Source organism: Nonomuraea sp. NPDC047897 (assembly GCF_043204415.1).
GTDB lineage: Bacteria > Actinomycetota > Actinomycetes > Streptosporangiales > Streptosporangiaceae > Nonomuraea.
In genome coordinates, this window is the sequence record NZ_JBIDCC010000001.1 from 574,767 (window position 1) to 600,147 (window position 25,381).

Annotated in this window: 24 protein-coding genes; 14 read left to right on the forward strand and 10 right to left on the reverse strand. The window is 75.2% G+C overall.

Annotated elements, in window-relative coordinates:
* Positions 1-55 precede the first annotated feature (55 nt).
* The 3 genes from ACGF0J_RS02615 (at position 56) to ACGF0J_RS02625 (ending at position 2,207) form a co-directional block, all read left to right on the forward strand.
* Positions 56-1,063: a saccharopine dehydrogenase NADP-binding domain-containing protein gene (locus ACGF0J_RS02615; protein ID WP_393141600.1), complete on the forward strand. Its 1,008-nt coding sequence runs from the start codon at positions 56-58 to the stop codon at positions 1,061-1,063.
* Between the two features lie 86 nt (positions 1,064-1,149).
* Positions 1,150-1,812 carry a class I SAM-dependent methyltransferase gene (locus ACGF0J_RS02620; RefSeq protein WP_393141602.1) on the forward strand — a complete coding sequence of 221 codons (663 nt, stop codon included), beginning with the start codon at positions 1,150-1,152 and terminating at the stop codon, positions 1,810-1,812.
* 92 nt (positions 1,813-1,904) lie between these two features.
* Positions 1,905-2,207 (forward strand): 4a-hydroxytetrahydrobiopterin dehydratase, encoded by a 303-nt coding sequence (locus ACGF0J_RS02625; RefSeq protein ID WP_393141604.1) that lies wholly within the window; start codon positions 1,905-1,907, stop codon positions 2,205-2,207.
* A gap of 3 nt (positions 2,208-2,210) precedes the next feature.
* Here ACGF0J_RS02625 and ACGF0J_RS02630 read toward each other — a convergent pair whose 3' ends face one another.
* The 3 genes from ACGF0J_RS02630 to ACGF0J_RS02640 all read right to left on the reverse strand — a co-directional run bounded on the left by ACGF0J_RS02630 (position 2,211) and on the right by ACGF0J_RS02640 (position 3,917).
* A complete protein-coding gene (locus ACGF0J_RS02630; protein ID WP_393141606.1) occupies positions 2,211-2,546 on the reverse strand; it encodes a putative quinol monooxygenase in 336 nt (111 codons plus the stop codon).
* A 74-nt stretch (positions 2,547-2,620) separates the two neighbouring features.
* A complete protein-coding gene (locus ACGF0J_RS02635) occupies positions 2,621-3,439 on the reverse strand; it encodes a hypothetical protein (protein ID WP_393141608.1) in 819 nt (272 codons plus the stop codon).
* Positions 3,440-3,572: 133 nt separating this feature from the next.
* A complete protein-coding gene (locus tag ACGF0J_RS02640; RefSeq protein WP_393141610.1) occupies positions 3,573-3,917 on the reverse strand; it encodes a hypothetical protein in 345 nt (114 codons plus the stop codon).
* A 66-nt stretch (positions 3,918-3,983) separates the two neighbouring features.
* Between ACGF0J_RS02640 and ACGF0J_RS02645 the strand changes: the two genes are divergently transcribed.
* Entirely contained in the window at positions 3,984-4,922 is a 939-nt protein-coding gene (locus ACGF0J_RS02645) for a GlxA family transcriptional regulator (protein WP_393141612.1), read from the forward strand.
* Between the two features lie 26 nt (positions 4,923-4,948).
* Here ACGF0J_RS02645 and ACGF0J_RS02650 read toward each other — a convergent pair whose 3' ends face one another.
* Complete coding sequence (locus tag ACGF0J_RS02650) at positions 4,949-5,620, reverse strand: TetR family transcriptional regulator (protein WP_393141614.1); 672 nt, start codon at positions 5,618-5,620, stop codon at positions 4,949-4,951.
* Between the two features lie 79 nt (positions 5,621-5,699).
* Between ACGF0J_RS02650 and ACGF0J_RS02655 the strand changes: the two genes are divergently transcribed.
* From ACGF0J_RS02655 to ACGF0J_RS02700, 10 genes are all read left to right on the forward strand, one after another.
* Positions 5,700-6,470 carry an enoyl-CoA hydratase/isomerase family protein gene (locus ACGF0J_RS02655; RefSeq protein WP_393141615.1) on the forward strand — a complete coding sequence of 257 codons (771 nt, stop codon included), beginning with the start codon at positions 5,700-5,702 and terminating at the stop codon, positions 6,468-6,470.
* Positions 6,439-7,335: a 3-hydroxyacyl-CoA dehydrogenase family protein gene (locus tag ACGF0J_RS02660; RefSeq protein WP_393141830.1), complete on the forward strand. Its 897-nt coding sequence runs from the start codon at positions 6,439-6,441 to the stop codon at positions 7,333-7,335. The genes ACGF0J_RS02655 and ACGF0J_RS02660 overlap by 32 nt, the downstream gene beginning before the upstream one ends.
* A 45-nt stretch (positions 7,336-7,380) precedes the next feature.
* Positions 7,381-9,414: a phenylacetic acid degradation bifunctional protein PaaZ gene (paaZ, locus tag ACGF0J_RS02665; protein WP_393141617.1), complete on the forward strand. Its 2,034-nt coding sequence runs from the start codon at positions 7,381-7,383 to the stop codon at positions 9,412-9,414.
* A gap of 92 nt (positions 9,415-9,506) precedes the next feature.
* Positions 9,507-10,463 (forward strand): 1,2-phenylacetyl-CoA epoxidase subunit PaaA, encoded by a 957-nt coding sequence (gene paaA / locus ACGF0J_RS02670; RefSeq protein ID WP_393141619.1) that lies wholly within the window; start codon positions 9,507-9,509, stop codon positions 10,461-10,463.
* Entirely contained in the window at positions 10,460-10,792 is a 333-nt protein-coding gene (gene paaB, locus ACGF0J_RS02675; RefSeq protein ID WP_393141621.1) for a 1,2-phenylacetyl-CoA epoxidase subunit PaaB, read from the forward strand. Before paaA ends, paaB begins: the two co-directional genes overlap by 4 nt.
* A 7-nt stretch (positions 10,793-10,799) precedes the next feature.
* Positions 10,800-11,669: a 1,2-phenylacetyl-CoA epoxidase subunit PaaC gene (gene paaC / locus ACGF0J_RS02680; protein WP_393141623.1), complete on the forward strand. Its 870-nt coding sequence runs from the start codon at positions 10,800-10,802 to the stop codon at positions 11,667-11,669.
* On the forward strand, positions 11,663-12,205 hold the full coding sequence (gene paaD, locus ACGF0J_RS02685; protein WP_393141625.1) for a 1,2-phenylacetyl-CoA epoxidase subunit PaaD: 543 nt from the start codon (positions 11,663-11,665) through the stop codon (positions 12,203-12,205). The genes paaC and paaD overlap by 7 nt, the downstream gene beginning before the upstream one ends.
* Positions 12,202-13,284, forward strand: a complete 1,083-nt coding sequence (gene paaE, locus ACGF0J_RS02690) for a 1,2-phenylacetyl-CoA epoxidase subunit PaaE (protein WP_393141831.1) — start codon at positions 12,202-12,204, stop codon at positions 13,282-13,284. Before paaD ends, paaE begins: the two co-directional genes overlap by 4 nt.
* Positions 13,285-13,325: 41 nt before the next feature.
* Complete coding sequence (locus ACGF0J_RS02695; RefSeq protein ID WP_393141627.1) at positions 13,326-14,699, forward strand: hypothetical protein; 1,374 nt, start codon at positions 13,326-13,328, stop codon at positions 14,697-14,699.
* A 105-nt stretch (positions 14,700-14,804) separates the two neighbouring features.
* A complete protein-coding gene (locus tag ACGF0J_RS02700) occupies positions 14,805-16,052 on the forward strand; it encodes an FAD-dependent oxidoreductase (RefSeq protein WP_393141629.1) in 1,248 nt (415 codons plus the stop codon).
* A 9-nt stretch (positions 16,053-16,061) separates the two neighbouring features.
* On the opposite strand, the gene ACGF0J_RS02705 is transcribed toward ACGF0J_RS02700, so the two are convergent.
* The 6 genes from ACGF0J_RS02705 to ACGF0J_RS02730 are packed head-to-tail and all read right to left on the reverse strand — an operon-like array spanning position 16,062 to position 25,251.
* Positions 16,062-17,405, reverse strand: a complete 1,344-nt coding sequence (locus tag ACGF0J_RS02705) for a glutamine synthetase family protein (protein ID WP_393141631.1) — start codon at positions 17,403-17,405, stop codon at positions 16,062-16,064.
* Complete coding sequence (locus tag ACGF0J_RS02710) at positions 17,402-19,204, reverse strand: IucA/IucC family protein (protein WP_393141633.1); 1,803 nt, start codon at positions 19,202-19,204, stop codon at positions 17,402-17,404. The genes ACGF0J_RS02705 and ACGF0J_RS02710 overlap by 4 nt, the downstream gene beginning before the upstream one ends.
* A complete protein-coding gene (locus ACGF0J_RS02715; protein ID WP_393141635.1) occupies positions 19,204-20,466 on the reverse strand; it encodes a hypothetical protein in 1,263 nt (420 codons plus the stop codon). Before ACGF0J_RS02715 ends, ACGF0J_RS02710 begins: the two co-directional genes overlap by 1 nt.
* Complete coding sequence (locus ACGF0J_RS02720; RefSeq protein WP_393141637.1) at positions 20,463-21,836, reverse strand: lysine N(6)-hydroxylase/L-ornithine N(5)-oxygenase family protein; 1,374 nt, start codon at positions 21,834-21,836, stop codon at positions 20,463-20,465. Before ACGF0J_RS02720 ends, ACGF0J_RS02715 begins: the two co-directional genes overlap by 4 nt.
* Entirely contained in the window at positions 21,833-23,692 is a 1,860-nt protein-coding gene (locus ACGF0J_RS02725; protein ID WP_393141639.1) for an IucA/IucC family protein, read from the reverse strand. The genes ACGF0J_RS02720 and ACGF0J_RS02725 overlap by 4 nt, the downstream gene beginning before the upstream one ends.
* Positions 23,689-25,251: a pyridoxal phosphate-dependent decarboxylase family protein gene (locus tag ACGF0J_RS02730; RefSeq protein ID WP_393141641.1), complete on the reverse strand. Its 1,563-nt coding sequence runs from the start codon at positions 25,249-25,251 to the stop codon at positions 23,689-23,691. Before ACGF0J_RS02730 ends, ACGF0J_RS02725 begins: the two co-directional genes overlap by 4 nt.
* Between the last annotated feature and the right edge of the window lie 130 nt (positions 25,252-25,381).

Here is a 25,381-nt window from a genome sequence, read left to right on the forward strand (position 1 = left end):
GGGGTATGACTACAAAAACTCCGAGCGCTGCCGGGCTCGGCGGGAGAGGCCGGACATGAGCACGGTTCTGATCCTCGGCGGGTACGGCACGGTGGGCCGCGAGGCCGCCGCCGCGCTCACCCGGCGCCCCGGCACGAAAGTGATCGTGGCCGGGCGCGACCCCGGCCGGGCCCGCCCCGTGCCGGGGACCACCGCGCTGCGGGTGGACGCCGCCGACCCCGCCGACCTGGCCGGAGCGCTGGACGGAGTCGACGCCGTGCTCATGTGCGCCGAGATCGACAACGCCCGGGTCGCCCGCGCGTGCCTGGAGCGGGGCATCGGCTACGTGGACGTGTCGGCCTCCCCGCACGTGCTCGCCGAGATCGAGGAGCTGGACGGCCTGGCCGCCGGACAGGGCGCGACGGCCGCGCTCAGCGTCGGCCTCGTCCCGGGGATCACCAACCTGCTGGCCCGCGTCTGCGCGGAGCGCTCGCCAGGCGGCGACCTGCGCATCGGGGTGCTGCTCGGCTCCGGTGAACGGCACGGCCCGGCGGCGCTCGCCTGGACCGTGGACGGGCTGGGCCGGCTCGGCGGCTCGTGGACGATGGACTTCCCCGCGCCGTACGGCCGGCGCACCGTCCACCGGTTCCCCTTCTCCGACCAGTACACGCTGCCGCGCACTCTCGGCGTGGGCGCCGCGACCACGGGGCTGTGCCTGGACTCCCGGCTGACCACCGTGCTGCTCGCCGCGGCCGGCCGGCCCGCCGTGGCCCGGCTGCTCCGCCGGCCCCGGGTACGCGACCTGCTCCTCGGTGCGCTGGGGAAGGTCCACCTCGGCGGAGACGGGTTCGCCGTGACCGTCCGTCTCGGCACCGCCCGGGCCGCCTTCTCCGGACGGCTGCAGAGCCGCGCCACCGGGCGCGCCGCCGCCCTGCTCCTCCGCGACCTGCCCGCGCTGCCGGCGGGCGTCCGGCACATCGAGCAGCTTGTCGATCCCGTGGCCTTCCTGACCGAACTCGCCGCCGACGGGTTCGACCTGCACCTCGACCTGCACCTCGACCCGGACTCCTGCGGCGACCGGTGACGCGTTCGGCGGGGCGCTGCGGGGGGACATGACAGATGACCCCCACGACCGGGCCACGCCAGGCTGTTCACGGAAGGAGGCCCGCGATGGGCCTGGGGAACCTGCATGACCACTCCCGTCAGGAGCACGCGGGGAGCACGATCAACCACCCCCGCGCGTACGACGTCCTCGCGTCGCTCGCGTTCGCCGGACGGCGGCGGGAGGTGTTCACCCGGCTGGCCGCGCTGTCCGGGGCGCGGCCGGGGGACCGGGTGCTCGACGTGGGCTGCGGCACCGGCTACCTGACCCGCGTGCTCGCCCCGCTGATCGGCCCGGCGGGGCAGGTGGTGGGCGTCGACCCGGCCCCTTCGATGGTCGAGCACGCCCGCCGGCGGGCGCCGGCGAACTGCTCGTACGCGGTCGGGGTGGGGCAGGCGCTGGACCTGGCCGACGAGTCGTTCGACGTGGTGGTGACCAGCCTGGCCGTGCACCACATGCCCGAGGGGGAGCGCGGGGCCGCGGTGCGGGAGATGTTCCGGGTGCTGCGGCCTGGGGGGCGGCTGCTCGTGGTGGAGTTCCGGAGGCCCGCCAACCGCTGGGCCGCCGGGCTGCTGGGCGCGCTGGCCGGCCCCGCCCACCGGCACAGCCCGCGTGACCTGCTGGGCGACCTCGTCCCGCGCGCCGGGTTCGACGTCGAGGCCGAGGGCGAGCTGCCGCCCCTGCTCTTCTACCTACGCGCGGGACGGCCCGCCACGAGCTCCGCTCCGTGAAAGTGCCGGAACGGCGGGCGGCCGGGTGTGAAAGGGCGTACCGGTGGTAGCCCTCCCCGTGGACCGTACAGCGAACCCAGGGGGGGGAGATCATGGCTGAGCGCCTCACGGACGCCGACGTCGACACCGCACTGGAGGCCCTGGAAGCCTGGGGCAGGGAGGGCGACGCGCTCGTCAAGGACGTGCGCATCACGCGCGACAGCTACGGCTGGCTGAGCGAGGCGGTGATGAACGAGGCGAACGCGCTCGACCACCACCCCGAGATCGAACGCACCGGCGACGGCGTCAGGTTCCGGTTGACGACGCACAGCGCGGGCGGGGTGACGGCCAAGGACGTCGAGCTTGCCGCCCGCATCGACCGTGTCCTCAGCGGCGCGGCCCGCGACCGCGGCTGACCGCTATCGGGGGTCGGCGGGGACCTCCAGCTCGCCGAGCGGCGACCAGTCCTGCTGCGGCACGGTGGCGTTCACGATCCGCGGCGTCTCCGCGAGGTACGGCGGGAGCGTGCGCTGGGCCTGCCGGAAGTGCTCCGACTCGACGTGGGCGGCCCCGGCCTCGTCGTCGCGGAACGCCTCCACCAGCACGTACTCCGCCGGGTCGTCCAGGCTGCGCGACCAGTCGAACCACAGGCAGCCCGGCTCCGCCCGGGTCGCCTCGGTGAACTCCGCGGTGATCTCGGGCCACCGGTCGGCGTGCTCGGGCAGAACGCGGAACTTCGCGGCAATGAAGATCATGTGTGGCTCCTCGGCGGATGCGCGTGGCGGGCAGTCCGAGGCTAACGCACCCGGCGCGACCGCATCGGGCGTGGTCAGGCGGGCCGGCCGAGGATGCCGGCGGCCGGGCCGCACAGGCAGCAGCGCTCGAAGTCGAACCGCTCCGCCGAGGCCCGCGCCCAGAGGCGGGCGCTGGTGGCGCTGGACGCCGGATCCACCAGCCTGGCCACCACCAGCGCCACCACCGCCGCCGCGCCCGCCCTGAACAGCGCGGCGGCGGCGCTCTGCGTCCGTGCGCCGGAGACGAACAGGTCGTCCACCAGCAGCACCCGCGCGCCGCCGACCCCGCCGATGACGTGGAAGGCCCGCTCGTCGGACTCGCGCCGGGCCAGGCGGGCCAGGGCGCTCTCGCTGTCGCCGGGCAGCAGGACGGGCCGGTGCAGGCCTGTCAGGTCGCCGACCATGCCGACGACGCGCGGCATGGGGTGGAACGCCTCGACGGGCCGGTCGACGCGCGTCCCGGGGACCGTGGTGACCAGCGTGAACTCCCCTCCGGCCGCCCGCGTCAGGCAGGCGCGGTGGGCGCGGTGGAACCGGGCGAGCGTGGCGGCGAGGAACGTGGACCGGTCCGGCCCGCCCGGCGGGGACGCCGGGACGCGGTGCCGGGCGACGAGGTCGTACAGCTGCGTGCCGCCGCCCCGGCGGGCGCACAACGAGATCGGCACCACGTGCGGCGTGTGCCGGAAGACCCCGCCGGTGGTGCGGGCGCAGCTCGCGCACACCTCGTACGGCCCGTTGCCGGCGTGGCGTTCGCTCGGCCGCGAGTGGCAGACGCGGCAGAGCTCGAAGTCCGCAGCCGGAACGTTCCGGAACAGGGTCAGGTACGGCTGGGTGACCGCGGATGCGTCACCCACGGTCAGAAGGTGGTCGGTTGCCGGGTCACAATCACCAGATTGACCGCCTCGCCCGACAGGTCGTCAATATCCTGAACGACAGTGACTCCTGCCTGCCAGGCCACCCGACCCGGCCAGGATGGAACGTGCGGGTCTAGACGCTGCCCTTGCGTTCGATCACCAGGATGCGTGCTTCGGGTGCGGGATGCGCGACATGTTCGTCGCCAGGTTCGGCGAAGCAGACGCGTCCGGGGGCGAGCCGTTCGACGCGGACCTCACCGTGCTGCCGGTAGTGCATGTCGACGGCGCCGTCCAGAACGGCGAAGACCTCGGGCCCGTCGTTCACGTGCCAGATGTACGGCTCGTCGGTCCAGTGCAGCCGCACGGTCGCGGTGTCCATCTCCGTGATGTCGACGGCACCCCATGCTCGCTCGGCGGTGAAGGAGCGTGCGTCGAGGAAGATCATGGCCTTCTCCCTGCCCTTGAGGATCAACCGCATCGATCCTCCTGTAGGGGAAAAGTCATGACGAGTGACAGGAATGCCGCGTTACGCAACAATCCTGCCATGCACACTGTCGTCGCCCTGGCCCTGCCCGCGGTGGTGGCCTTCGACCTGGCCATCCCGGCGGAGGTCTTCAGCGGAGCGGGATACTCCTTCGCCGTCTGCGCCGAGACGCCGGGGCGCGTGCCCTCCACCACCGGCTTCGACGTACACGTGTCACTCGGGCTTGAGGCCCTTGAGACCGCCGACACCGTGGTCGTGCCGGGCTACGCGCCGTTGGCGGAGCCGAGCCGCCCGGTCCTGGAGGCGCTGCGCGCCACCTCCGCCCGCGGCGGCCGGATGGTCTCGGTGTGCACCGGGGCCTTCGCGCTGGCCGCGGCGGGCCTGCTCGACGGCCGAACGGCGACCACGCACTGGATGGACGCCCCCGAACTCGCCGCACGTTACCCCGACGTCGACGTCGACCCCGACATGCTGTACGCCGACGGCGGGCGCACGCTCACCAGCGCCGGCTTCGCGGCCGGCATCGATCTCTGTCTCCACCTCGTACGCATGGATCACGGCGCCGAAGCCGCGATCCGCGTCGCGCGGCGCCTGGTCGTCGCCCCGCACCGGGAGGGCGGGCAGGCGCAGTTCCTCGAACGTCCGCTGCCCGCGAGCGGCGACGGGATGGCGGCAGTGTGCGCCTGGGCGCTGCGACACCTCGCCGAACCCCTCACGGTCGCCGACCTCGCCCGCCAGGCGGGCTGGTCACCTCGGACGTTCGCCCGGCGCTTCACCGCCGAGACCGGAACCGCTCCGCACCGCTGGCTCATCACCCAGCGCGTCCTCGAAGCACGGCGGCTGCTGGAACAGACGGACCTGCCTGTGGAGGAGGTCGCCCGACGCTCCGGTCTCGGCACGGCGGCGAACCTCCGAGCGCGCCTGTCGCGCGACGCGTCCACCACCCCCACGGCCTACCGCCGGGCCTTCCGCGGCCGGTCCGGGGGCGCATCGCCCTGACGATGCCCGAGACCCGCCGGCCGTCCTCAGGCGGGCTCGTCCCCGCCCCGCCCGGCGGGTTCCGCGCCGGTCACGGTGGCGCCGTGACCGATGGCGGGCTGGCGCAGGCCGTCGAAGGCGACCTTGCAGACGGCGTCGGCGAGGGCGTCGGCGCCCATGCCGCCACGCGGCCGGTACCACTCCGTCAGGGAGTTGACCAGGCCGAACAGCAGGCGGGCGGTCACCGCCGGGTCCACGTCGGGGCGGATGTCGCCCTCCGCCTCCGCCTGCAGCACGAGCTCCGTCACCAGCCGGTCGAACTCGCGGCGCCGGGCCAGGGCCGCCCGCTCGGCCGTGGTGTTGCCGCGGACGCGCAGCAGCAGGGTGACGAACGGGAGCCGGTCGACCAGCACGCGCACGCTGCCCCTGACCAGGAGCTCCAGGCGGTCGATGGCCCGGCCGTCCAGAGCGGCGGTCTCGGCGGCCACCTCGAACAGCCCGTCGAGCGCCCGGTCCATCGCGATGCGCAGCAACTCGTCCTTGCTCGCCACGTGGTGGTAGATCGCCGACTTGGTGATGCCGAGCTTGCGGGAGAGGTCCTCCATGCTGGTGGCCTCGTAGCCACGCTCGTTGAACACCTTGACCGCGACGGACAGCAGCGACTCCAGGTCGTAGCCGGGGCGGCCGCGCCGGGCGGGAGTGGTTCGGGTGGGTGGCACGGTACGAGTATCCCAGCCGAGTTCGCGGGTCGGCACCGGCCTTGAAAACCGACCGAATGGACGGTTAATAATAGGGGTGATGAGCGAGTTCGAGACGCTGCTCGTGGACGAGCGGCCGGACCGGTTGGCCGTGACGCTCAACCGTCCCCAGACGCGCAACGCGATCAATCTGGCCATGGTCGGAGAGCTGCACGAGGTGTGCGCGGAGCTCGAACGCCGCCCCCGCCCCCTGCTGCTCGCCGGGGCGGGCGACGTCTTCGCCGCCGGGGCCGACATCGCCGAGCTGCTCGACCGCGGCCGCGACGAGGCGCTGCAGGGCATCAACAGCCGGCTGTTCGACCGGATCGCCCGGCTGCCGATGCCGACCGTGGCGGCCGTGGCGGGCTACGCGCTCGGCGGCGGCGCGGAGCTGGCCTACGCCTGCGACATCCGGCTGGCGACGCCCGAGGCCGTCTTCGGCAACCCCGAGCCCGCGCTCGGCATCATGGCGGCGGCCGGCGCCTGCTGGCGGCTCGCCGAGCTGGTGGGCCGGTCGGTGGCCAAGCAGGTGCTGCTCGGCGGCAGGCGGCTGACGGCCGCCGAGGCCGAGCGGTTCGGGCTGGTCGCCGAGGTGGTCCCGGGGCCGGAGCTGACCGCGCGCGCCCACGCCCTGCTCGACCGGATGGCGAAGTCCTCGCCGGCCGCGCTGCGGCTGACCAAGCTGGTGCTGGACGCTCCTGGGGCCCATCCGGTGGCCGACGACCTGGCGCAGGCCGTGCTGCTGGAGAGCGCCGACAAGCGCGAGCGGATGACCGCGTTCCTGGAGCGGGGGAGGTCCGATCGTGACGGCGGAGCGGGGAGGCCGTCGTGACAGCGGAGCGGGGGAGGTCGTCGTGACGGTGGCAGGGGTCGTCGGCGGCGGCCGGATGGGCGCCGGCATCGCGCAGGTGCTCGCCGCGGCCGGGGCGCTCGTGACGGTGGTGGAGAGCGACGACGCCGCCGCCGGGCGCGCCCGCGAGCGCGTGGCGGACGGGCTGCGCAAGGCGGCCGGGCGCGGCGGGCTCGCCGGCGACCCGGCCGAGGTGCTGGACCGGGTCCGCTTCGTCACCCGGGTGGCCGAGCTGCCCGCGGACGCCGAGCTGGTCGTGGAGGCGGTGCCCGAGACGGTCGAGCTGAAGGCGCGGGTGCTCGCCGCGGCCGAGGACGCCGTGGCCGGCACGGCCGTCCTGGCCAGCAACACCAGTTCGCTGCCGATCGGCGAGCTGGGCGCGGCGCTGCGCCGGCCCGGCCGGTTCGTCGGCATGCACTTCTTCAACCCCGTCCCCGCCTCCCTGCTGGTCGAGGTCGTCGTCGGGCCGGAGACCTCCGGCGCGACCCGCGACAGCGCGCTCGGCTGGGTCGCCCGGCTCGGCAAGACCCCGGTGGTGGTCAAGGACTCGCCCGGGTTCGCCACCAGCCGTCTCGGCGTGCTGCTCGGCCTGGAGGCGATCCGCATGCTGGAGGAGGGCGTCGCCGACGCCGAGTCGATCGACCGGGCGATGGAGCTCGGCTACCGGCACCCGACGGGGCCGCTGCGCTCCACCGACCTGGTCGGCCTGGACGTGCGGCTGGCCATCGCCGAGCACCTGCACGGCACGCTCGGCGAGCGCTTCGCCCCGCCGCGGCTGCTGCGCGAGAAGGTGGCCCGCGGCGAGCTGGGCCGCAAGAGCGGCCAGGGCTTCTACGCCTGGCCCTGATCCGAACACCCCTGGGCACGCCCGGGACCGACATGGAGGTCAGTCATGGCACCGCTGAGGAGTTATGTGGCCGGCTCGTGGCACGTCCCGCGGGACGAGGGCGCGCCGCTGCTGGACGCGGTCACGGGGCAGGAGGTCGCCCGGGTCTCCACGGCCGGCCTCGACTTCGGGGCCGCGCTGGCGTACGGGCGCGGGGTCGGCGGGCCCGCGCTGCGCGAGCTGACGTTCCACCAGCGCGCCGCCCTGCTCAAGGTGCTCGCCTCGCACCTGCGCGAGCACCGGGAGGAGCTGTACGAGCTGTCGGCGCGCACCGGGGCCACGCGGGGCGACGCGATGTTCGACGTGGACGGCGGCATCGGCGTGCTGTTCTCCTACTCCGGCAAGGGGCGGCGCGAGCTGCCCAACAGCACGGTGCACCTCGACGGCGCGGTCGAGCCGCTGGGCAAGGGCGGCTCGTTCGCCGGCCTGCACCTCTACACGCCGCTACGCGGCGTCGCCGTGCAGATCAACGCGTTCAACTTCCCGGTGTGGGGGCCGTTGGAGAAGTTCGCCCCGGCGTTCGTCGCGGGGGTGCCGTCGCTGGTCAAGCCGGCGAGCCAGACCGCCTACCTGACCGCCCGGCTGGTCGAGCTGATCGTCGAGTCGGGCATCCTGCCGGAGGGGTCGCTGCAGCTCGCCTGCGGCGGGCCGGGCGACCTGCTCGACCACCTCACCGAGCAGGACCTGGTGTTCTTCACCGGCTCGGCGGCCACGGCGCAGAAGCTGCGCACCCACCCGTCGATCATCGGCCGCTCGGTCCGCTTCAACGCCGAGGCCGACTCGCTCAACTGCTCCGTCCTCGGCCCGGACGCCACGCCGGGCGGCGAGGTGTTCGAGCTGTTCGTCAAGCAGCTCGTGACCGAGATGACGGTCAAGGCGGGGCAGAAGTGCACCGCGATCCGCCGGGCCTTCGTGCCCGCCCACCTGATGGACGCCGTCGCCGAGGCGGCGGCCGCCCGGCTGGCCCGGGTGACGGTCGGCAACCCCGCCAACCCCGACGTGCGCATGGGCGCGCTGGCCAGCCTCGGGCAGCGCGAGGAGGTCCGGCGCTCGCTCAAGGCGCTCATGCAGGCCGGCACGACGGTGTACGGCGACGCCGAACGGGTCGAGGTGGTGGACGCCGACCCGGAACGGGGCGCGTTCGTCTCGCCGGTCCTGCTGCGGGTGGACGACGCCGGGCTGGCCGAGCCGCACGAGGTCGAGGCGTTCGGGCCGGTCAGCTCGCTGCTGCCGTACGCCTCCGCCGCCGAGGCGGTCGAGCTGGCCGCCCGCGGCCAGGGCAGCCTGGTCGGCTCGGTGGTCACCGGCGACGCGGACTTCGCCCGCGAGGTGGTGCTCGGCGCCGCCCCCTGGCACGGCCGCCTGCTGGTGCTCGACCCCGAGGCGGCCAAGGAGTCGACGGGGCACGGCTCGCCGCTGCCGATGCTGGTGCACGGCGGCCCCGGCCGGGCCGGCGGGGGTGAGGAGCTGGGCGGCGTCAGGGGCGTGCTGCACCACATGCAGCGCACCGCCGTCCAGGGCAGCCCCGACATGCTGGCGCGGGTCGCCGGGCGGTGGGTGCCGGGCGCGGGCAGGTCCGTCACGGACGTGCACCCGTTCCGCAAGCACCTGGAGGACCTGCGGCCGGGCGACACCGTCGTCGCCGGGCCGCGCCCGGTCAGCCTCGCCGACGTGGAGCACTTCGCGGAGTTCACCGGCGACACCTTCTACGCCCACATGGACGAGGAGGCGGCCCGGGCCAACCCGTTCTTCGACGGCCGGGTGGCCCACGGCTACCTCGTCGTGTCGCTGGCGGCCGGCCTGTTCGTGCAGCCCGACCCGGGGCCGGTGCTCGCCAACTACGGCCTGGAGAACCTCCGCTTCCTCACCCCGGTCTACCCCGGCGACGAGCTGACCGTCACGCTCACCGCCAAGCAGATCGATCCGCGTGAGGGCGCGGAGTACGGCGAGGTCCGCTGGGACGCCGACGTGACGAAGCAGGACGGCTCCTCGGTGGCCAGGTACGACGTGCTGACGCTCGTCGCCAAGCGCGTCCCGTAGCGGCGCCGGCGCCCGCCCGGACTTGCCTGGGCGGGCGCTTCCGACGCACACTAATACTGAACGAATGGTCGGTAGGGAAACGGTGATGCCAGATGAGCGCGGCCGACGACACCAGCCGGCTCGAAGAGCACTTCGACCGGACCATAGCCCGGGAGCAGCGGATCGAGCCGCGTGACTGGATGCCCGACGGCTACCGCCGGACGCTGGTCCGCCAGATCTCCCAGCACGCCCACTCGGAGATCATCGGGATGCAGCCGGAAGGCGAGTGGATCACCCGGGCGCCGTCCCTGCGGCGCAAGGCCATCCTGCTGGCGAAGGTCCAGGACGAGGCCGGGCACGGCCTGTATCTGTACTCGGCGGCGGAGACCCTCGGCGCCGACCGCGACGAGCTGACGGCGATGCTCATCGACGGCAGGCAGAAGTACTCCTCGATCTTCAACTACCCGACGCTGAGCTTCGCCGACGTGGGTGTGATCGGCTGGCTCGTGGACGGCGCGGCCATCTGCAATCAGGTGCCGCTGTGCCGCAGCTCGTACGGCCCGTACGCGCGGGCGATGATCCGCATCTGCAAGGAGGAGTCGTTCCACCAGCGGCAGGGCTACGAGCTGCTGATGACGATGATGCGAGGCACGCCCGAGCAGCGGGCCATGGTGCAGGACGCGGTGGACCGCTGGTGGTGGCCGTCGCTGATGATGTTCGGGCCGCCGGACCACGACTCGCCCAACAGCGCCCGGTCCATGGCGTGGAAGGTCAAACGGCACAGCAACGACGAGCTGCGGCAGCGGTTCGTGGACATGACCGTGCCGCAGGCCGAGGCCCTCGGCGTCCGGCTGCCCGACCCCGACCTGCGCTGGAACGCCGAACGCGGCCACCACGACTTCGGCGAGGTCGACTGGGCCGAGTTCAAGCGTGTGATCAGCGGCGACGGCCCGTGCAACGCCCAGCGGATCGCGGTCCGGCGGGCGGCGCACGACGACGGCGCCTGGGTGCGCGAGGCCGCCGCGGCGCACGCCGCCAAGCAGGCGGCGCGGAGCGGGGCGGCGGCATGAACGGCGGCATGAACGGCGGCGCGGGCGGCGGGGTGAGTGGCGGGGTGCGGGCGTCGTGGCCGCTGTACGAGGTGTTCGTCCGCGGCAAGCGCGGGCTCAACCACGTGCACGTCGGCTCGCTGCGGGCGCCCGACGACGAGACGGCGCTGCGCCACGCCCGTGACCTCTACACCCGGCGCAACGAGGGCGTGAGCATCTGGGTGGTGCGCTCCGACCACATCACCGCCTCCAGCCCCGACGAGAAGGACCCGTTCTTCGCGCCGAGCGGCGACAAGGTCTACCGCCACCCCACCTTCTACGAGATCCCCGACGACGTCCCGCACATGTGAGGCCGCGATGTCCGACGACAACCCCTACGAGGCACTCAGCGGCGAGGGCGACGCCCGGTGGGCGTTCGGCACCGGGTTCGCCGACCCGCTGGCCGGCGTCGACACCACCGTGCCCGCCGGGGTGGACGGCGGCGACCTGGCCGCGTACTGCCTCATGCTCGGCGACGACGCGCTCGTCATGTCGCACCGGCTGCAGGAGTGGTGCACCCGCGCGCCCGAGTTGGAGGAGGAGGTGGCGCTCGCCAACATCGCCCTCGACCTGCTCGGCCAGGCGCGGCTGCTGCTCGCCCGGGCCGGACAGGCCGACGGCGGCGGGCGGAGCGAGGACGACCTCGCGTTCCTGCGTGACGCGCCGGGCTTCCGCAACGTCCGGCTCGCCGAGGCGGCCAACGGCGACTTCGCCCGGTCCATGGCGAGGCTGCTCGTCTTCGCCGTGTGGCGGCTCGCGCTGCTCGACCGGCTGGCCGGCTCGCGTGACCCGGTGCTGGCGGCGGTGGCGGCCAAGGGGGTCAAGGAGGTCACCTACCACCGTGACTACGCGGCCGGCTGGGTGGTGCGGCTCGGCGACGGCACGGCGTACTCGCGGGACCGGATGCGGGAGGGGCTGGCGGCGGTCTGGCCGCTGGTGGCCGAGCTGTTCGTGCCGCACGAGGTGGAGCTGCGGCTGGCGCGGGCCGGGGTGGCGGTGGACCCCTCGGAGTTGCGCGCCGAGTTCGACGCCGTCCTCGACCAGGTGCTCGACGCGGCCCGCCTGGCCCGCCCGGCCGCCGTGGCGGTCGAGGCGGGCGGCCGGGACGGGCTTCATGGGGTGGAGCTGGACGAGGTGCTGTCCGTGATGCAGAGCGTGGCGCGGGCGCTCCCGGGGGGGACATGGTGACGGGACGCGGGACGGCGCGCGCGGCGGGGCAGGACGCCGGGCGTGCGGTGGCCCGTGAGGTCGCCGAGCGGGTGGCCGATCCCGAGCTGCCGCTGCTCACCCTGGCCGACCTCGGCATCCTGCGCGAGGTCGAGACGGACGGTGACGGCCGGGTCGTCGTCACGATCACGCCCACCTACAGCGGGTGCCCGGCGATGGCGGCCATCCGCGCCGACCTCACGGCGAGCCTGCGCACGGCGGGCTTCGCCCGGGTGGAGGTCCGTACCCGCCTGTCGCCGCCGTGGACGACCGACTGGATCACCGCGGCCGGCCGCCGGAAGCTGGCCGAGGCCGGCATCGCGCCGCCCGGGCCCGCACCGTCCCGCGCCGCCGGGCCCGTGCCGCTCACGCTCGGCCCGTCGCGCCGCCGGGTGCGCTGCCCGCGCTGCGGGTCGGCCGAGACGGACGAGCTGTCCCGGTTCGGCGCGACGGCGTGCAAGGCGCTGTGGCGCTGCCGGGCCTGCGCCGAGCCGTTCGAGCATGTCAAGGAGATCTGACCGTGACCATCGCCCAGCAGGAGGATCAGGCTCGCGCGGGCTTCGCGTCACTGCGGGTGGCCCGGGTGGAGCGGCTCTGCGACGACGCCGCGGCCATCACCTTCGACGTGCCCGGCGAGCTGGCGGGCCGCTACGCCTTCCGGCCCGGCCAGTGGCTCACGCTGCGCCGGGTGGTGGACGGGCGGGAGGAGCGCAGGTCGTACTCGATCTGCGCCCGCGCGGGGACCCAGCCGCGGATCGGCGTGCGGGAGATCCCGGACGGGCTGTTCTCCACCTGGCTGGTGCGCGAGCTGGCGGCGGGCGACGAGGTGGAGGTCCTGCCGCCCGCCGGCGCGTTCACGCCGGACCTGAGCCGGCCCGGCCACCACGTGCTGGTCGCGGCGGGATCCGGCATCACCCCGGTCGTGTCGATCGCGTCCTCCGCGCTGGACGACCCGGCGAGCCGGGTGACGCTGCTGTACGGCAACCGGACGGCCGGCAGCGTGATGTTCGCCGACGAGCTGGCCGACCTGAAGGACAGGCATTCCGCCCGGTTCGAGCTGTACCACGTGCTGTCGCGGGAGCCGCGCGAGGCGGAGCTGTTCACCGGCCGGCTGGACGCGGAGCGGCTGCGCCTGCTGCTCCCGGCGCTCACGCCCGTCGCGGAGGTGGACCACTGGTGGCTGTGCGGCCCGTACGGCATGGTCACCGCCGCCCGGCAGGTCCTGGCCGGCCTCGGCGTGCCGGCCGGGCGGGTGCACCACGAGCTGTTCTACGTGGACGAGCCGCCGCCCGCCCTGGTGCGCCGCGCCGGCCCGGCCACCGGCAGCGAGGTGACCGTGATGCTGGACGGCCGGGTCACGACGGCGAAGATGCCCGAGGGGGTGCCGATCCTGGAAGGGGCCCAGCTGGTGCGGCCCGACCTTCCGTTCGCGTGCCGGGGCGGCGTGTGCGGGACGTGCCGCGCCCACGTCGTGGAGGGCGAGGTGGAGATGCGGCGCAACTTCGCGCTCGAACCGGCCGAGGTGGCCGCCGGGTTCGTCCTCACCTGCCAGTCCTATCCCGTGTCGGAGACCGTCACGGTGGACTACGACGTCTGATCCGGCCGGGATGTCGGCGGGGGCCGCTACGGTGTGGGGCCATGTCGACAAGATCGCGATTATGGTGGGCGGTCGCGCTCTCCATCTCCGGCGCCGGGGTGGGTTACGCGCTGTCCCTGGACCGGAGCTCGTTCATCATCGCGTCCTGGGTGTTCTCCTTCTGCCCCGGGCGTGAGGTGGGCTTCCAGGCCACCCGGCTGCTCTGGGAGGCCGCCCAGTGGGTGCCGCCGTTCTGGTACGGCGCGGCGCCGCTGGTGGTGCTGGCCCTCGGCGCGCACTGGCTGGCGACCCGGCGGGGACGGCCGCGTGCCGGGCGGGTCGCGGCCCGGGTGGCTGCCGGCGCCATCCTGCTGCTGCACGGGCTCGGCCCGGCCGGGCTCGCGGTGGACCTGGCGCTGGACCGGAGCTGTCTGGAGAGCTGGGGCGGCTGGGAGGGCGCGCGGTTCTTCCTGGACACCGACGTCGCGCCCATCGTGGCGGCGTTCTGCGTGCTGGCGGCGGTGCGGATCCCGCGGCATCGGGTGCGCCGGCTGCTGCGTTCCCGGCCGTTCCGGCGATGGGTGGCGGGGGTGGCGGTGGTCGGGCTGCTCGCGCAGGTCCCGGTGGCGGACCTGGCCGCCGGTCCGATCACGTCGCTGGACCGCTGCGGGGACCCGTACCGGTCGGGGGAGCGGGTGGGCGGCCTGGCCTTCCTGTGCGGGCTGCGCCGGAATGGCCGTTTCACCGTGGTGGGCGACCATCTGGCGCTGGCCTACGGCCGGGCGCGGTGCGCGGCCTACCGGCCGTCCGGTGGTGACAGCGGGCTGCTCGCCCCGATCTGCCCCGCCGCCGCGGCGGTGGTCCGGCGGGAGGCGGAGCGTGAGGCGGCCGAGTGGCGGGCGGAGGAGGCCGCCGCCCAGCGGGTCTGCGACCGTGCGCGGCACCGCCCGCGGGTCAGGCCGCTGCGGGTCGTCAGGGAGCGGACGCGCACCGACTACGGCGTGCTTGAGTCGGTGGAGTGGAATCCGGCGGAGCCGGAGTACGACCCCTACGACCTCGGGCTGCTGGCCAAGGCCCAGGACAACGGGCTGGTGGCGGCCCGTCCCGGGCACCTGATCGTGCTCAGCCACTCCGACTTCGAGATCTGCCTGACCGCCGAGACCTACCGTCGCCGGCCTCCGGTGGAGGTGAAGGGCTGGGACAGCGTGGTCGAGGTGGGCTACGAGAGCACGTCGGGGTCGATCGAGCTGATGGACCCGATGGCCGGTGAGGGCCTGGCCGGCCTGGCGTTCCGCGGCAAGGGGCACTACCGGGTCCGGGTGCACTACCGCGAGCCCGACTACGACGCCTGGACCCCGCAGCACCTGCTGATCATGATTTTTCCCGGTCGGGGTGAGGACGTCGTCGAGTTCCGGAGGCCGCGCCGGGAGTCCTGACGGGCGGGATCTCCGACGCGGGCAGCCGTCCACTCGCGCTTGACGGGAGGGCGGGGGCGAGCGATGCTGAGGTTATTCAACAGGTGATGAAAAAAGGTGGTGCCGATGACCGGACACACCACGTGCGCCGTCGTGGGCGGCGGGCCGGCGGGGATGGTGCTGGGCCTGCTGCTGGCCCGCGCCGGCGTCGAGGTGACCGTGCTGGAGAAGCACGGCGACTTCCTGCGCGACTTCCGCGGCGACACCGTGCACCCGTCCACGCTGCTGCTGCTCGACGAGCTGGGCCTCGGCGAGAGGTTCGCCGAGCTGCCGCAGAGCCGGCTCTACGAGGCCGCCTTCCCCACCGAGGGCGGCGGGCGGGTGGTGGTGGCCGACTTCCGCAGGCTGCGCACCACGCACCCGTACATCGCGATGGTGCCGCAGTGGGACCTGCTCAACCTGCTGGCCGCGGCCGGACGCGCCGAGCCGCGCTTCCACCTGCGGATGGACACCGAGGTCACCGACCTGGTCGGCGAGTCCGGGCGGGTGACGGGCGTCCGCTACCGCCACCCCGACGGCACGACCGGCGAGCTGCGCGCCGACCTCGTCGTCGGCTGCGACGGCCGCTGGTCCGTCGTCCGCCGGCGGGCCGGCCTGCGCCCCCGCGAGTACCCGGTGCCCATGGACGCCTGGTGGCTGCGGCTGCCCCGCGCCCGCGACGAGCAGGCCGGAGCCCTCATGCCCGGCATGAGCCGCGGGCACTTCGCGGCCGTCATCCCACGGGAGGACTACTTCCAGATCGCCTACCTGGCGGCCAAGGGCCTCGACGCGCGGCTGCGGGCCGAAGGGGTGGAGGCGTTCCGCGAGCGGATCAGGACGGTGCTGCCGCGCCTCGCCGACCGGGTCGGCGAGATCCGGTCCATGGACGACGTCAAACACCTCGACGTCCGGCTCAACCTGCTGCCGCGCTGGCACGTCAACGGCGCGCTGTGCATCGGCGACGCCGCGCACGCCATGTCGCCCATCGGCGGCGTCGGCATCAACCTCGCCGTGCAGGACGCCGTCGCCACCGCCCGCCTGCTCGCCGGGCCGCTGCTGCGCGGGCGCGTCACGTCCGCCGACCTGGCCAGGGTGCGCCGCCGGCGGCTGCTGCCCACCGTGCTGGTGCAGGCCATCCAGCGGCTGATGCACCGGGCACTGGTACGGCCGACGATCGATGGCCGGCGCGCCGGGCCGCCCAGGGCGGCCGCGGTCGTCACCCGGCGGGTGCCGGCCATCCGGTCGGTCACGGCCCACCTGATCGGCATCGGGTTCCGGCCGGAGCGAGCGCCCGCCTTCGCCCGCCGGCCCGGCAGGACACCCGTCGGCGCGTGACGACCCCCGTCACAGGCGTTCGAAGCCGCGCATCCGCTCCCAGTCGGTGACCGCCGTCTCGAACGCCTCCAGCTCCGCCCGCGCCGCCCGCGCGTAGTGGCGCACCACCGCGTCGCCGAACACCTTGGCCGCCAGCTCGCCGCCCTCCCACAGGCGCAGCGCCTCGGCCAGCGTCGCCGGCAGGCGGGGCACCGACGGGTCGGCCAGGGCGTTGGCCGCGTGGGGAGCCGGCAGCGGCAGCCGGTTCTCGATCCCGTGCAGGCCGGCGGCGACGACGGCCGCGACGGCCAGGTAGGGGTTGGCGTCGCCGCCGGGCACCCGGTGCTCGATCCGCAGCGACGCGCCCGCCCCGACCACGCGGATCGGGCAGGTGCGGTTGTCCCTGCCCCACGTGATGCCGGTGGGCGCGAACGCGCCGGGCCGCAGCCGCTTGTAGGAGTTGACGTTCGGGGCCATCAGCAGCGTCAGCTCGGGCAGGCAGGCGAGCTGGCCGGCCACGAAGTGCCGCATCAGCTCCGACATGCCGTCGCCGGCCGTCTCGTCGGCGAACACCGCCGTGCCGTCCGCGCCGCGCAGCGACAGGTGGACATGGCAGGAGTTGCCCTCACCCTCGTCGAACTTCGGCATGAACGTCAGCGCCACCCCCTCCTGGGCGGCGATCTGCTTGGCGCCGTTCTTGAACAGGACGTGCTTGTCGCAGGTGGCCATCGCCTCGTCGTAGCGGAAGACGATCTCGTACTGGCCGGCGTGGCACTCCCCGCGGGCCGTCTCCATCGGCAGCCCGGCCCGGACCATCTCGCGGCGGATCCGCCGCACGACGGGCTCGATGTCGGCCAGCCCCTGCAGCGAGTAGTCCACGTTGTAGCGGGTGGCGGTCTCCAGGCCGTGGTAGCGGCGCTCCCAGGCGTCGCGGTAGGTGTCGCGGAACACCAGGAACTCCAGCTCGGTGCCGGCGAACGCGGTCAGGCCGCGTTCGGCGAGCCGGTCGAGCTGGGCGCGCAGGATGTGGCGCGGGGCCACCTCGACGGGTTCGCCGCCGGGCCAGACGGCGTCGGCGAGGACGAGCGCGGTCCCGGGGTCCCACGGCAGCGGGCGCAGCGTCGCCGGGTCGGGCCGCAGCACGAAGTCGCCGAAACCGGAGTTCCAGGCGTCGATGGCGTACCCGGGCCCGGTCCCCATCTCCACGTCGGACGCCAGCAGGTAGACGCACGCGCCGAAGCCCTGCCGCGCCACCTCCTCCAGGAAGTACGGCACCGACAGGCGGCTGCCCTGCAGGCGGCCCTGCACGTCGGGGACGCCGACGATGACCTCCTCCGCCCGGTGGCGCAGCTCCTCGTAGTCGAGCGCCGTCATCGGTCCTCCTCCTTCTGCGCGGCGAGCGGGTTGGCGACCGTGCCGTGGACGACGTCGAAGCCCTCGTCCCGTTCGGCCCGGTCGTGGAAGCCGCCGCCGAGGAGCTGCTCCCGGTTCAGCGCCACCCGGTCGAATCGCGGCGCGTACAGGCCGAACGCCTCCGACCGGCCGGCCAGGTCGGGGAAGCGGGCGTGGTAGCGGTCGATCTCGGCGCGGACCAGCGCCCAGAACTCCGCCTCGGGCACGCCGAGGTGCCGCTCGGCCAGCGGCGCGAAGAACCGGAAGTGCCCCGCGAAGACCGCGCTGAGCAGCGAGTGCGCCAGGTCCCGCGCGGGCCAGCGCAACAGCACCCCGCGGGCCCGCTCCGACAGGTTCGCGTACTCGGGCAGGTCCTCCGGCAGCAGGTTGACGTCCTCGGCGAAGTCCTTGACCGCGATGCCGACGGGCACCTCGGCGGCGTCGTAGAGGACGACGGTGTTCTCGCCGTGCGGGCAGTACGCCACGCCGTACCGGTAGAGGTAGTGCAGCAGCCCCGGCAGCAGCGCCGCCAGGAAACGGGCCAGCCAGGCGCGCGGCGCGAGCCCGGACCGCTCGACCAGCTCGGCCACCAGGGCGCGGCCGTCCGCCCCGACCTTCAGCAGGGCGGCCATGGTGCGCGCCCGCTCGCCCTCGCCGAGCAGCGCCGCCACCGGTTCGCGCCACACCGCGCCGAGCAGCTCGTGATAGCGGTACGGCGCGTCACGCACGCCGTCGTAGAGCGGGTGGCGCACCGCGACGGCGGCCACCTCGCCGAGCGGGTGGAAGCGCAGCTCGTCGCGCAGGTACGGGTCGGCGGCGCGGACGGCGTGCAGCCAGGCGGTCACGTCGGGCGCGGCCCTGGTCGGCTCGGTGGACAGGCCCCGCCACACCAGCGTGTTGCGGATGAGCAGCGGCACCTTGACGTTGCGCCGCTCCGGACGGTCGAGGTTGGCCAGCGTGCGGATCGACTGCAGCGGCCGGTACCGGTCGGGGCCCTCGCCGAGCGGCACGATCCGGCCGTCGGCCAGGTACGGGGCGAACAGCGTCGCGACGGCCTCGTCCCAGTGGAAGGGGTGCACGGGCAGCCAGGCGAACCCGTCCGGGTCCAGGCCGGTGGCGGCGCAGGCGTCCTCCAGCGCGACGGCGAACCGCTTGCGCGTCTCGTCGTCCAGCTCCTCGGCCAGCAGCGTCGCGGCGTCCAGGCCGGGCACGCCGGAGTAGTCGGCGAGCGAGCCGTGCACGGCCGCCCACAGCAGCCGCACCTCGCCGCCCGCCTCGGGGGCGTAGCGGGCGGCGTCGGAGCCGGCGAAGCCGAGCCGGCCCTTGTTCAGCAGCATGCACGGGTGGCCGTCCTGGTGGGCCTCCAGGTCGAGGTGGTCCAGGTCGGCGAGCCGGGCGGCGGGCAGGGCGCGGGAGATCAGCTCGGCTTCGGCCCGGCGGGTGGCGGTCAGCTCGCGCAGCGCCTCCGCCGTGGTGGGGCCGTCCCAGCCGAGCACCTCGCGGGCGTCCAACAGCAGCAGCTCCGGCCCCGCCTCCTCGCCGCCGGCCGGCTCGGGCAGCCTGCGCAGCGTGCCGTCCACCAGGCGCCAGGTGCCGAACGTGCCGCGGGCCGCCCGGAACGTCCAGCACGCCTCGCCCAGCTCCAGCCGGTAGGCGTCCGGACGGCCGGAGCCGCCGTCGGGCACGGGCACGAGGAGCTCCTCGTAGGCGAACTCCTCGACGGCCTTGGCGAGCAGCCGGCGGCCCGCCTGCTGCCAGGCGTCGCGGTCAGGGGGGGTCATCAGATCTCCTTGGAGTAGGACAGTGCGGGCTGGACGGGAACGGCGCCGGCGCGACGCGCGGACAGGGCCAGGGCGAACACCTGGACGGCCGCGGCGACGGCGATCGGCAGGGCCAGGTCGTGCGCGACCGCCGTCGCGGCGACCAGCGGCGCGGCGAGCAGCCCGGCCGAGCGGACCGTCTCGACGGCGGTGAACGCCGGCCCCGCCGTGCCGGTGGCCCGGAACGCCCACAGCTCCACCGCGACCTGGGCCAGGCCCAGCCCCGCGCCGAACAGCAGCCGCCCGCCGGCCAGCCCGGCCACGGACGACGACAGCGCCTGCCAGGCGAGCCCGGCCGCCCCGGCCGCCAGGGCGACCGGCAGCAGCCGGTCGCCGAGCAGGCCGTGGCAGCGGCGCACCGCGGGCAGCACGGCCAGCGCGGCCACGCTCGGCAGGAAGAACAGCACCGCCGACCCGGCCGGGCCGCCGCCCAGCCCGTCGGCGAACTCGGTGAAGAACGGCCGGGCCACGTTCACCGAGAAGTCGAACGCCACCCCGATCAGCGCCGCCTGGGCGAGCACCGCGAACCTGACGCCCCGGCGGGGCGCCCGCACCGCGGCCGGCACCGCGGCCGGCACCGCGGCCGGCACCGTGCGGGCGGCCGACCGGCGGCCGAGGACGCGGTAGGTCAGCACGGCCAGCGCCACGTCCAGGACGGCGAACGCGGAGATGCCCACGCGCGGCTCCGGCAGCGCCAGCACCCCGGCGCCGACGACCGTCGCCACCACCGTGGACAGGTGGAACACGACGACGATCGAGCAGATCCCGGCCAGCCGGGCCCGCTCCCCGTCCGGCTGCCCGGCCCCGTCGTGCTCGGCGATGAACGCCGGGTAGGCCAGCAGCAGGGCGCTGTTGGTCGCCACGACGGCCCCCGACAGCACGGTGTAGGCCGTGTGGCTCGGAGCCAGCCCGAGCAGCAGGTCGAACACGGCCGAGCCGCACAGCCCGGCCAGCACCAGCCGGTGCAGCGGCCACCGCCGCGCCGCCAGGCCCCACAGCGGCAGCGCGGCCAGGCCGACGATCCGGCAGATCCACAGGTAGCCGCCGGTCGCCCCCGGATCGGTGATGCCGTACAGCCGCTCGAAGAGCTGCGGCAGGAACGGCGTCAGCGCCGTCTCGGCCACCAGGTGCAACCCGATCACCGAGATCAGCACCACCCTGGCGTGCCGGGCGGGCCGCCCGGCCTCCGCCGTGACCTCGCCGGCGGTGACGTCCGTGGTCACCGCAGCGAGCCCTCGGCGGCCTCCGCCGGGACGGCCCGCTGCTGGTGGCCGGGCAGCCGGGGCGCGCCGAACGTCGTCCACGCCGCCCGCTCCGGCACCCGCAGCACCGTGCGGCCCGCCACCGCGTTCAGGATGGTCGCCGCCCGCCACGCGCCCAGCGTCAGATCGGGCGCGCCGACGCCGTGGGTGTGCAGCTCGGCGTTCTGAACGTACAGCGAGCCCGACACGCGCGGGTCCAGCGCCACCCGGTAGCAGCCGTCCACCTGGTAGCGGCCCCGGCCGTCCCAGTCCACCAGGTCGGCCAGCGGCTCCAGGAACGCGGGCCGGGCTGCGGCGTACCCGGTGGCCAGCACCACGGCGGACGTGCGCACCTGGAAGAACGCCTCCTGCTCGCGATGCCGGCAGGTCAGCGCGTAACCGTCGCCGCCCGCGCTGGCCGACACCACCTCCACGCCGGGGTGCAGCGCGGCCCGCGGCTCGGCGCCGCCGATGGTCCGCTCGTACAGCTCGTCGTGGATGTCGCCGAGCGTCTCGGCGCTGACGCCCTTGTAGAGCTGCCACTGCTCGCGGACCAGCCGCTCGCGCCGGTCCTCGGGCAGGCCACGGAAGTAGCCGATGTAGTCGGGGGTGAAGTGCTCCAGGCCGAGCTTGGAGTACTCCATCGGCGCGAACGCGGGGGTGCGGGCCAGCCAGCGCACGTACGGCCCGCCACGCCCGTCGCCGTCCTGGCGGCGCAGCAGGTCGAGCACCACCTCGGCGCCCGACTGGCCCGCCCCGACCACGGTCACGTCGGCGGCGGCGGCCAGCCGGTCGCGGTGGGTGCGGTAGTCGGCGCTGTGCAGCACCCGGCCGGCGTTCTCCTCGGTGAGCAGGGGCAGCAGCGGCTCCGGCACGACGGGCGCCGTGCCGACCCCCAGCACCACCTGGCCGGCGAACACCCGCGTCACGGCTCCGGCGGCCGACCGGTACGTCACCGCGAACGCCTGCGCCGTCTCGTCCCACTCCAGCGCCGTCACCTCGGCGTCGAACCGGCACGACGGCAGCCGCTCGGCGACCCACCGGCAGTAGTGGTCGTACTCGCGGCGCGGGATGTGGAACCGCTCGGAGAAGAAGAACGGGAACATCCGGTCGTGGCTGCGGATGTAGTTGAGGTACGACCAGGGGCTCGTCGGGTCCGCCATCGTCACCAGGTCGGCCAGGAACGGCACCTGGAGCACGGTCCCCTCCATGAGCAGCCCCGGATGCCAGGAGAAGGCCGGCCGGGCGTCCAGGAAGAGGGAGCGCAGCCCCGGGACGCCGTCCGACAGCGCGGCCAGGGACAGGTTGAAGGGACCTATGCCGACGCCGACCAGGTCATAGCGGGCGGTCACCGCTCCACCTCCGTGAGTGGGTTGGGAAGCTCGATGTAGACGGACTGGGTGTGGACGTCGCCGACGAGCTCGTCGCGGCCGTCCACGCAGGTCAGGTAGTTGCCCTTGCAGGGCAGGGCCGGGGCGTCCAGCAGCAGGCCGAGCAGGCCCTTGGCGCCGGGTTCGGCGGCGCGCAGCCGCTCCAGCGCGGCCCGCAGCACGCGCAGCAGGTCGCCCTCATCGGCCAGGCCCAGCGCGCCGAACGCGCCGACCAGGCCGAGCAGGTTGTTGACGCCCAGGTAGTAGGCGACCCGCTCGTCCACGAACGCGTCGTCGAAGACGAGGTCGAGGCCGTCGGCCAGGCCGGGCAGCAGCCGGTCCAGCTCGGCGGCGCGGGAGGCGGCCACGTAGTAGCCCTGGCTGTCGCGGTACCAGCCGGCGCTCGGCAGGCCGTCGCCGTCCAGCGCGACCAGGGTGTTCTGGTGGTGGGGTTCGAGGGCGACGCCGTACCGGGCCTGCAGCCGGATCAGGGGAACGGCGAGCACGTCGAGGTAGCGGGTCAGCCAGAGCGCCGCGGCCTCGCCGGGCGGCAGGCCGCGCGCCCGGACCGTCCGGTCCAGGGCGGCCGACAGCAGCGCCCGGTGCGGGGGCGGGGAGCCGTCGCCGGGGCCGGTGCGTTCGGCCAGCAGCCCGGCCACGCACAGGCCCTCGCGTCCGCCGCCCCGGAACGGGTTGTCGCGGATGGCCGTCTCCAGACCCGTCTCGCCGCCGGTGCCGGCCGAGATCCACGCGAGGTCGCGCAGGATCGCGAAGTCCGGGTGCTCGGCGCGCAGCCACCGCGCGGGCCCGGCCGCCAGCAGCCGGGCCGCCTGGACGCCGAGGCGCATTTCGGAGCGCAGGTTGTTGCGCCGAGAGTTGGTGATCCGCATGCCGAGCGACAGCTTGAGCATCACGTCGGCGCCGGGCCGGTGCACGGTCCGCACCGACGACGTGGGATGCCAGGCCGGGCCGGCCGGGCCGAGCGGCCGCAGCAGCCCCGCCTCCACCAGGGCGGCCACCTCGGGGCGGCGCAGCACCTCGCGGGCCTGCCACGGGTGGGCGGGCAGCGGCACCATGCCGTCCGGCAGGTCCAGCTCCGGCGCGAGGTCGCGGCCCAGCTCGGCCGGGGTCCGCCCGTCGGCGCTCTCGCCCGCCACGACGGCCGGGTCCGCGGCGAACCAGTGCAGCGCGAACGAGCCGCGCAGCTCGGGCGAGTAGTCGGCCAGCTCCCCGTCGGACGCCTCCTCGCGGCTCTTCGGCGCCGGATGGAACGGGTGCCCGAGCAGCAGCGCCTGCTCGACGTCGAGGAACGGGGTCGGCCCGCGCCCGCCGGGCCCCTCCGCGCGCCGCGCGGCCAGGTGCGCGGCGGTGCGGCGGGCGGAGTTCAGCACCCGGGCGGCGGCGTCGGACCCGAGGTGCGCGGGCAGGTCCCGGCGCACCACGGTCTCCCGCACCGCCGCGGCCGCCACCAGCGCCGCGTCCGCCACCCGCTCGCCCGTTCTCGCGCGCGCCCGTTCGTCCGCCCGTTCGTCCGCCCGTTCGTCCGCCCGTTCGTCCGTCGGTTCGCCCGCCCGTTCGCCCGCCCGTTCGCCTGAGCTGCCGGTCACACGGGGCTCGCCGAAGCGGTGCCAGCCGGTCGCCGACCGGTAGCGCACCGGGACCCGCAGCCGGACCCCGCTGGCGGGGAAGTCCAGCAGCAGGTCCGTGCCCGGCGGCGGCACCGGCGTCGCGGTCTCCCGCACGTAGGCGCGCAGCAGCGTCTCCACGGCGGCCGCCTCGCCGGCCCGCCCCGGATCGGGCAGGTCCAGCGGGTCCGCCGCGCCGTCGGGGATGTTCACAGCGCGTCCTCCTCGGCCTGGCCGGCCGCCGCGACCGCGTGCAGGAGCCGTTCGACCTGGTCCGCGGTCGTGTGCGGGTTGAGCAGGGTGAGCTTGAGCCGGACCCGGCCGGGGCCGTCGCCCGGCAGCTCGGTGCGGCCCACCACCGCCCGGCCCGCGCGCAGCAGGCGGCGCCGCAGCCGGGCGTTCACCAGGTCGGCAGCGGCCGGGTCGGCGGGCACGTACCGGAACAGGAACGCCGTCAGGACCGGGTCGGCGTGCAGCTCCAGCCGCGGGTGGGCGCGCACCGCCGCCGCCCCGGCGCGGGCCAGGTCATGGCAGGCGTCCACCAGGCGCCCCAGCCCGGCGCGCCCCAGCGCCCGCAACGTGACCGCGATCTTGAACGCGTCGGCGCGGCGGGTCGTCCGCAGCGAGCGGCCCAGCAGGCTCGGGTAGCCGGCCTCCTCGTCGTCCGCCGGGTTCAGGTAGGCGGCACGGCGGGCCAGCGACTCGTACGTCTCCTCCCGGCGCACCAGGAACACCCCGGCGGCGACGGGCTGCCAGCCGAGCTTGTGCCAGTCCAGGGAGACCGAGTCGGCCAGCTCGATGCCCGCCACGAGCGGCGCGAGCCGGTCCGACAGCAGCGCGCCGCCCCCGTAGGCGGCGTCCACGTGCAGCCAGGCGCCGTGTTCGGCGGCCAGCGCCGCGCACCGCTCCAGCGGGTCGATCGCCCCGGTGTCGGTGGTGCCGGCCGTGGCCACCACGGCGACCGGCAGCTCGCCGCGTCCGGCGCACGCGCGCAGCGCCCCGGCCAGCGCGTCGGGGTCCATCCGCAGGTTCCGGTCCACCGGGACGGACACGACGGCGTCCTCGCCCAGGCCGAGCAGGGCCGCCGAGCGGCGGACCGAGAAGTGCGCGGCGGCGGAGGCGAAGATGCGCGGCCGCGGTCCGCCGGCCGGCACGCCGCCGAGCTGGACCGGCCGCCCGGACACCCGGCCGAGGACCTGGTCGCGGGCCAGCATCAGGCCCATGAGGTTGGACTCGGTGCCGCCCGAGGTGACGACCCCGGCGGCCCCGCCGGGGTAGCCGACGAGCGCGGCCAGCTCGCGCAGCAGCAGCGTCTCCAACTCGGTCGCGGCGGGGGCCTGGTCCCAGGAGTCCAGCGACGGGTTGAGCGCCGACACAGCCAGGTCGGCGGCGACCGCGACGGCGAGCGGCGGGCAGTGCAGGTGCGCGGCGCACGCCGGGTCGGCCGGGTCGGCGCTGCCGTACGCCAGCAGCGCGGTCAGCTCCCGCAGCGGGTCGTCGCCGTCGGCCGCCAGCGCCCGGCCGACGTCGGCCGCCAGCTCCTCGGGCGTGCCGGCCGGCACGGGGCCGCCCCGCCGCTCCGCCCCTGCGGCGAGGGCGGCGAGAACGGTGCTCACGGCGGGCGCCAGAGCCGCCGCACCGGCCACGCCGCCCGCCGGCGCGGTGGCACTCCACGCGCGCCGGGCGGGGTCCTGCTGCGTGGGGGCCTGTTCGCGCTCGTCGTTCACGCGCTCGTCGTTCACGTGCTCGTCGTTCAGGCGCTCGTCTTTCACGCGGTCAGCGTTCCCCGCGGTCCCGGTTCCCACCGCGGACCGGGCGGGCTCCGGGGGAGCGGTCAGCACGCCGGCCGTGCGCGGCCCGGCGCCGTTCGGGCCGGTGCCGTCCGGCTCGGCCTCGTTCGGG